The sequence below is a fragment of the bacterium genome, assembly GCA_030649025.1.
Taxonomy (GTDB): domain Bacteria; phylum Patescibacteriota; class Minisyncoccia; order JAUYLV01; family JAUYLV01; genus JAUSGO01.
On the sequence record JAUSGO010000021.1, the window covers coordinates 1 to 7,223 of the forward strand.

The 7,223-nt window shown below is 46.8% G+C and carries 9 protein-coding genes and 3 tRNA genes; 9 read left to right on the top strand and 3 right to left on the bottom strand.

The features are described from left to right. Positions 1 to 77 precede the first annotated feature (77 nt). From Q7S09_02675 to Q7S09_02685, 3 genes are all read right to left on the bottom strand, one after another. Positions 78 to 148: transfer RNA gene (locus Q7S09_02675), tRNA-Pro, on the bottom strand. A 4-nt stretch (positions 149 to 152) separates the two neighbouring features. After that, entirely contained in the window at positions 153 to 740 is a 588-nt protein-coding gene (locus tag Q7S09_02680; GenBank protein ID MDO8558069.1) for a class I SAM-dependent methyltransferase, read from the bottom strand. 142 nt (positions 741 to 882) lie between these two features. Then, positions 883 to 2,343: an HD domain-containing protein gene (locus Q7S09_02685; protein MDO8558070.1), complete on the bottom strand. Its 1,461-nt coding sequence runs from the start codon at positions 2,341 to 2,343 to the stop codon at positions 883 to 885. Between the two features lie 60 nt (positions 2,344 to 2,403). Here Q7S09_02685 and Q7S09_02690 point away from each other — a divergent pair. The 9 genes from Q7S09_02690 to Q7S09_02730 all read left to right on the top strand — a co-directional run. Continuing rightward, a tRNA-Arg gene (locus tag Q7S09_02690) sits at positions 2,404 to 2,478 on the top strand. Between the two features lie 120 nt (positions 2,479 to 2,598). Next, positions 2,599 to 2,669, top strand: a tRNA-Lys gene (locus tag Q7S09_02695). Between the two features lie 123 nt (positions 2,670 to 2,792). After that, positions 2,793 to 3,929 carry an adenosylhomocysteinase gene (locus Q7S09_02700; GenBank protein ID MDO8558071.1) on the top strand — a complete coding sequence of 379 codons (1,137 nt, stop codon included), beginning with the start codon at positions 2,793 to 2,795 and terminating at the stop codon, positions 3,927 to 3,929. Positions 3,930 to 3,933: 4 nt separating this feature from the next. Further along, positions 3,934 to 4,497: an NUDIX domain-containing protein gene (locus Q7S09_02705; protein MDO8558072.1), complete on the top strand. Its 564-nt coding sequence runs from the start codon at positions 3,934 to 3,936 to the stop codon at positions 4,495 to 4,497. A gap of 8 nt (positions 4,498 to 4,505) precedes the next feature. Beyond that, positions 4,506 to 5,624 carry a Glu/Leu/Phe/Val dehydrogenase gene (locus Q7S09_02710; protein MDO8558073.1) on the top strand — a complete coding sequence of 373 codons (1,119 nt, stop codon included), beginning with the start codon at positions 4,506 to 4,508 and terminating at the stop codon, positions 5,622 to 5,624. Between the two features lie 144 nt (positions 5,625 to 5,768). Beyond that, the gene (locus tag Q7S09_02715; protein ID MDO8558074.1) at positions 5,769 to 6,071 is read left to right on the top strand and encodes a hypothetical protein; all 303 of its coding nucleotides are present in this window, start codon (positions 5,769 to 5,771) and stop codon (positions 6,069 to 6,071) included. Between the two features lie 81 nt (positions 6,072 to 6,152). Next, the gene (rpsO, locus tag Q7S09_02720) at positions 6,153 to 6,428 is read left to right on the top strand and encodes a 30S ribosomal protein S15 (GenBank protein ID MDO8558075.1); all 276 of its coding nucleotides are present in this window, start codon (positions 6,153 to 6,155) and stop codon (positions 6,426 to 6,428) included. Between the two features lie 91 nt (positions 6,429 to 6,519). Continuing rightward, positions 6,520 to 7,053 carry an NYN domain-containing protein gene (locus Q7S09_02725; GenBank protein MDO8558076.1) on the top strand — a complete coding sequence of 178 codons (534 nt, stop codon included), beginning with the start codon at positions 6,520 to 6,522 and terminating at the stop codon, positions 7,051 to 7,053. After that, positions 7,029 to 7,223: hypothetical protein (locus Q7S09_02730; GenBank protein MDO8558077.1), on the top strand; the 195-nt coding region annotated here is incomplete at its 3' end. The genes Q7S09_02725 and Q7S09_02730, both read left to right, overlap by 25 nt.

Here is a 7,223-nt window from a genome sequence, read left to right on the forward strand (position 1 = left end):
CACATCTTTGGCGTCAAGGATTTTATGAGTTTCATCATATCTCTATTATCCGAAAAGAAATGCTACCTGTCAATCGGTCGGGGAGCCGGGAATCGAACCCGGTCTTCACGCACCCGAAGCGTACGTACTGCCGGTATACTACTCCCCGATGGTTATAAGCTCAAACGCTTTTGCAGAACCGTGAAATGTTGTGGAGAGCTGAAGAGAGAAAACCTGCTTTCTTTGTACTCCAGCTTCGTGCCAGCTATTAGTTCCTGTATGCGCTGAGGGTTCAACTTGTGAAGATGGACCTCGCGAGTCCGGAACGGATTCTTGAAAAGGATCGTGGCTGCCGGAATGGAGAAGAGTCCGCGAATGGGTTCTGCAGGATACACCAGAAGAACTCTGCCTCCCGGGCGCAGCACCCGGTCCATCTCTTCCAGGGCTTTTTTGATGTTCGGAATGTGCTCTATGGCGTGAAACGAATATAGCTTGTCGAAGGTCGCTTCGTCAAACTCCAGGCGCTCCGCATTCATGACCTTCAGATTATTGGCGACGCCGTGCTTAATGGAGTTCGGGTTCACATCGATCCCGTATACGTCCGGGGTGACATTCTGAAGCTCCCGCACCACGAACCCGCGGCCGCATCCAACTTCCAGAATTTTTTCTTCACGCCTCGGCACGAGGTATTTGAGCACCTCTTTCAGATGCCGTTTATCCTTCTTGTTTATCAGCGCGTAGGCTTTAGAAGTATATGCCATAGATATAATGTAATTTGCTTCGCATTGGTTTGGTAAGGTATCCGCCTTCGGCGGACCCCGGGTATTTTCTTGCCTCACGGTTCGCCTACTGGCAAACAACGCTCGTAGAGAAAATACCCTTTAAAATCCAAGCAGTTGGATTTTAAACCCAGTACTTCTGTTTTACCATGGTATCCTGTTTTGTCTCTACGGCTTCCACGACTTTCTCGGAATCCTTGGCCAGCAGAACCAATGCAGCGTCATCCAGCTTTCCGAGCTCCTGAATTCTCGTTTCCAAGGTCTCTCGTGTGTTCTTTGCGGGGTCCTCTAAAACCTCGGCCAATACGACAGCAAGGATCTGTCCCACTTTGGGGCCTGGAGCGATGCCGAGAAGCCGCATAATGTCGTCGCCCTTCAAGGCAAGCATCTTGGGAGACAGCGGGTCCTTTGAAACCTTCTCTATGGCATATCTCAAATGCCTCAACTTGTAGGGCTCTGCCTTGGGAACTCCGGAGCCAATGCGGTCTGCCATGCGCACCTGCAGGAGGTCCTCCATGTGCTCTGGACCTACCTTGCGGAGCAACCGCCGCACCGAGGACTCTGAAACCTCGCCTACGTTGTAGTAGAAGAGATGGTAACGCACGAGCATGGCGATGTAATCCGTCGTGTTTCTGGAGAATTTCAGTCTGGTAAGAATTTCCTCCGCCATGCGGCCTCCAACCACGTCATGACTGTAAAAGGTGGAGTCAGGACCTTCCCCACGCTTGACGCGTGGCTTGGCAACGTCATGGAGCAACGAGGCCAAACGCACATCCAAAGACCACTTCTGCTTTGCCGCATACGCAAGAGCGCGCACGTTATGCTCCCATACCGTATAGATATGATGCTTGTTCTGACCGACCCCATATCCTTCTAAAAGCTCGGGGACAATGTTTTCCAACAGCTTTGTCTCGCGCAGCCGCTCTATTCCCTCTGCCGCCTTGTCCGCCATGAGGATCTTGCAGAATTCGTCTCGAATACGCTCTTTTGAGATATCTTTCAGAAGGATCGCTTGCGACTCTAACGCCTCAAGCGTCTCTTTTTCTATGACGAATCCAAGGGTCGTCGCAAACCGCACCGCTCGCATGAGACGCAAAGCATCCTCCTCAAAGCGTTCTTTGGGATTCCCGACGCAGCGGATAGTCTTCTTCTTCAAATCCTTCTGGCCGTCGAAAGGATCAACGATTTCACCAGCCATCCCTTCGACTACGCTCAGGGCAAGTGCGTTTACGGTAAAGTCCCTGCGGCTCAAGTCCTCCTCAATGGTTTTCGCGGGCTCTACCTTTGAAGGCCTGCGCCGGTCTTCATACTCAAACTCTGACCGGAACGTAGTGACCTCGATCTGGCTGAGTTTGGCATCCTGGCTATCCTGCAGCACGGTAACCGTAAAAAACCTGTTCTCGTAAAAGGTGCGAGGGAATATCTTCTGCACCTCTTCTGGAGTAGCAGAAGTCGCGACATCCCAGTCTTGCGGTTCCTTGCCCAGCAGCAAATCCCGCACGCATCCGCCCACCACGTACGCGGAGAATCCGTGCTCTTCCAGCTTCTGGGCCACCTGGACCACTTCACCCGGAATATCCTTCATTGAACCATCGTATCTCGTGCCATTGAAATATTCAATTTTTCTGGTAGTATCAGCTTGCGCGCCCTCGTGGTGAAATGGATATCACGACAGGCTTCGAACCTGTTATTGGGGGTTCGAGTCCCTCCGAGGGCACCAGGTGAAGACATTGTAATTCACCTTCGGTGAATCCCAGTGAGCATTTCCTATCGATACATCCCGCTTTGGCGGGACGATTAAAGGATATGCTCCCGCAAAAAGCAAAAACTTTTGCTTTTTGCCCCCGTAGCTTAATGGTAAAGCAGCGGCCTCTTAAGCCGTGGATGAGGGTTCGATTCCTTCTGGGGGCACACTTCGACTCTCCGCTCTGGGCGGATCGCTCAGTACCTTCGACCAGACGCATGAAGCGAAGCGCCCTGAGCTTGTCGAAGGGCTACGCTATGAATCAAAGAGCAGAATATAATAAAAATTGTATGAATTTCATAATAAACCAAAAAATAAAGGAGAGAGAAGAATTTTTTGCAGATAACTATATTAAAAACTATGCTGATGCAAAAAAAATAAGTATTGTTGCCGTTGTTCATTTAATAGACACGGGAATTCCCTATGTTAACTCGTTAGAAAAGTATTTTTCTCTCCAATACATCATTCCAAAACCAAGTTCTATTGATAAAAAACTATTGGATTTCTATCCGAAAGATAAAATATTAAACATTACTAGAGATGAGCTTAAAAATCCAGAAAACATTATTAAACATCTTGCGGATGTCCCGAAAGATAATAAATTGTTATTGCTAGATATAGGTGGCTATTTTGTGCATTCAATTAATGATTTGAAGAAAACTTTTGGTGATAGATTTATTGGAGTTATTGAAGATACTGAGAACGGACATCAAAAGTATTTATCGCTACAGAATTTAGACGTTCCGATTGTCTCTGTGGCAAGAAGTCCTTTGAAAAACAATGAGGATCATTTAGTCGGACAGGCAGTTGTATTTTCAGTTGATTTAATCTTGAGAGAGCAGGGAATTCTTTTGAATAATAAAAGGGTTGGGGTTCTTGGATTTGGCAAAATAGGAAATGGAATTTTATCTTCTTTAAGAGACAAGGGATGTGCGGTTTCGGTTTATGATAGAAATCCGGTAACCATAATTTTGGCCCTTTCGAAGGGTTTTGCTATTTCCGACAAGTTAAAAATTTTGGATGAATCAGATATTATTTTTTGCTCAACCGGCAACTTATCACTAAAAAACGATGAGTTTAAATATCTTAAAAACGGCGCTTTTGTAGCCTCAGTGACATCTTCCGATGATGAACTTGACTTGTCTTGGCTAAAAGAAAACTACACAAAAGAAACCATCTCTGACTATATTGATAAATATGATAAAAACGGGCACTATTTTTATCTATTAAACGACGGAAATGCGATAAACTTTATACATGGAGCGGTTATTGGAGATTTCATTCTATTAGTCCAAAAAGAAATGATAGATACTATTATTTTTATGGATATTAATAAATTAGAAAAGGGGGTTCAAGATAGCTATGATTTGGTAAGGCAAAGGGTGGCCAAGTCGTGGCTAAAATATTTTTTAAAAATTGAGGTGTGAAAATATGGAAAAAGGCATAAACGAGCAACTAATGAATTATTTGCGAATATTCCCCGATGAGGAAGAACTACTTTCTTTATTAAAAAAGCAGGTCTTAGAAAATCAGGATATTTTAAACAGAAAGAACTTTGAAGGTCATATTACTGCTAGCGGATTGGTTATTTCTTCTGATAAAAAGGTTTTAGTTGTTTTTCATAACAAATTGCAGAAGTTTTTGCAGCCAGGAGGACATATTGAAAAAGGTGATGAAGATCTCATGTTCTCAGCGATGAGAGAGCTGAGAGAGGAAACAAATCTAAGTAATGTAGAACTATGCAATTGGTGCCCAGAGAACAATTCTCCAATAATGATTGATACGCATAAAATACCAGAAAATAAACAAAAGAATGAATATGAACATTATCATCATGATTTTATGTTCATTTTTACAATAAAAAAGGGTGCAGATATTATATTAGATACAAATGAAGTTTCGAATTTTCGTTGGATAAGTATTGATGAAATAATAAAGACCGATTCGGTTATTGCGAAAGGTCTTAAAAAAGCTACTATGTTGAATATTATTTGAAATTTTATATGGACTTACAAAAGCCCGAGTATTCGCTTGAGGTATATGACCCGAAAACAGGAATGCGGGGCTTTTTGGTTATTGACAGCACTACCCTGGGACCCGGCAAAGGAGGCATCCGCATGACTCCTGATATTACGGAGGAAGAGGTGGCAAGATTGGCAAGGACCATGACATTCAAGAATGCCTTGGCGGACATCCCCTTTGGAGGAGCAAAAGGGGGCATTGTATGGAACGGCGGATCTGACGAACTCAAGAAACAATACGTCCAGAGCTATGCCCGAGCCATCAAGCCATTCGTGCCAAAGAAGTATATAGCGGGCCCTGACGTGAATACCGGAGAGCGGGAAATGCAGTGGTTCGTGGAAGCCACCGGCATCTGGAGATCCGCCACGGGAAAACCGGCAAACCTCTGCATGAAACTCTTTGGCAAGCCGGGCGAGAAATGCGGCATCCCCCACGAGTTCGGGAGCACCGGATTTGGCGTAGCTCAAGCCGTAGCAGTGGCAGCTGAACTTAAAGGGTTGGATATACAAAAGACCACGGTTGCCATTGAAGGGTTCGGGAACGTCGGCAGTTTCGCATTCAAATATCTCAAAGAAATGGGGGCGCGCATTGTTGCCGTCGCCGACCAGGATGGAACCATATACAACAAAGAGGGATTGCAAGAAGACATCCTTTTGAAGCTCAAGGGCCAAAAGAAATCGGTGAAGGAGTACCCTGGCGGCAAGCGACTCAGCCATGACGCCATCTTTGAATTGCCAGTGGACATCCTCATTCCGGCTTCTGTCACCAACGTTATCAATGAGGGCAACAAGAAAAATATACAAGCAAACATCATTGTTGAGGGCGCCAACATTCCCATGACAGAATCCGTGGAAGCATGGCTCTGGAACAAAGGAGTTCTCATCGTCCCTGACTTCGTGGCAAACGCGGGCGGGGTCATCTCCTCATATGCCGAATACCGGGGCTACAACCCGAAACGCATGTTTGAGCTGGTGGAGAGGAAGATAAAGAAGACGGCGCGCATGGTGCTCAAAGAAGCGTTGAGGACAAAGAAGAACCCGCGGCACATCGCAATGGACCTCGCGACAAAGCGGCTGTCCCGCAAACGTGGTAATATATAGACATATATGGCAAACGAACCCCAAGACGCATTCAGCAACTATGGAGGGGAGATGTCCCGCAAGCAGCGAGTAAGACCTTAGCCTGGTTAAGGATTACGATGAAGCTCTTGACATCAAATTAGGGAACGCCATAATAAAAGTATTATGACAAACCAACCATTGCCAAACAGACCAGGCGCGACACCGCACATGCCTAGGACAGACACGTTCAGCAGAAATGCAGGCAGGCTGTCTCGTCAACAGATGGACGAACATATCAGCCGGATGCCCATGTTTCAACATGATCAGGAATACATAAAACAGGTGATGGGTAAGTTTGACATAGCTGGTTACAGCCAAGGCATTACAAGAGAAGAATTTCACAAGGGACTGGACGAAATGGCAAAAAATACAAGAGACCCAATTGATCTGCAGAAAATAGAACGCATCAAGACACACTTCAATTAATAAACCGAATTTCGCTTCGGCGGGCACTCTCTTTTACCTGCAACTTGCAGTTTTTTTGTTTTTAAGCTACCCTATGGATACATGATGCCCAAAAAAGAAAAGGAGAAGGTGTTAGCGGAGGTCCGCATCCACGACAAGGATACGGGGTCTCCCGAGGCCCAAATCGGCCTTCTGACGGCCGAAATAGAGCGGCTGCTTTCGCACCTCAAGAAACACAAGAAAGACATGCACTCAAAGCGTGGGCTCTTGCGCATGGTGGCCCGTCGCAGGCGGCTTCTCAGCTACCTCAAGGAGGAAGACATGAAGCGCTACTCGGCGATCTCAAAGAAACTCGGCCTGAAACAAGCCAAGGAATGACCCTTCGACTACGATCAGGGCAAGATATAGGAAAGTTAGCTATCTTTATTATGCCTTCTCGAACTTCAACTTGTGGTGAGTTTATCGAACCATGACCTCTCTCCCAAAAAACAAAGAGCAGAGGGTTGCCGTCTTTATCGACGTCCAAAATCTCTATCACTCGGCAAAACACCTCTACCAGTCCCGCGTAAACTTTCGGGAGATTCTCCGCGTGGCGGTCTCCGGCCGCAAGCTCATTCGGGCCTTTGCGTACGTTGTCCGCACCAAGACAGGAGAAGAGCGGGCGTTCTTTGACGCCCTGACGGCGGTGGGCATTGAGACTAGGGTCAAGGACCTGCAGGAGTACTACGGCGGGTTGAAGAAGGCTGACTGGGACGTGGGGCTGGCGGTTGACGCCATCAAGATCTCAGACAGCGTGGACACGATCGTCGTTGTGTCGGGAGACGGAGATTACGTGCCCCTCGTGGAATACCTCCAGTATCACGGCAAGCTTGTGGAGGCGATGGCATTCGGCCGCTCCACTTCAACGAAACTTAGGGAGGCGGTTGACGAATTCGTTGACCTGGAAGGATCTGATAAATATTTACTGAAAGCACCTCGATGGCCGATAAAGATTATCAAGTAGACGTAGGGGGCAGACAGCTGAACCTCAAGGTAAGCAACTGGGCAGAACAGGCGTCAGGTTCTGTGCTCTGTCGCATGGGAGATACGCTCGTGATGGTGAACGCCGTCATGGCTTCGCCCCGGCCGAACCTGGGGTTTTTTCCTTTGACCGTGGAATACGAAGAAAAGTTC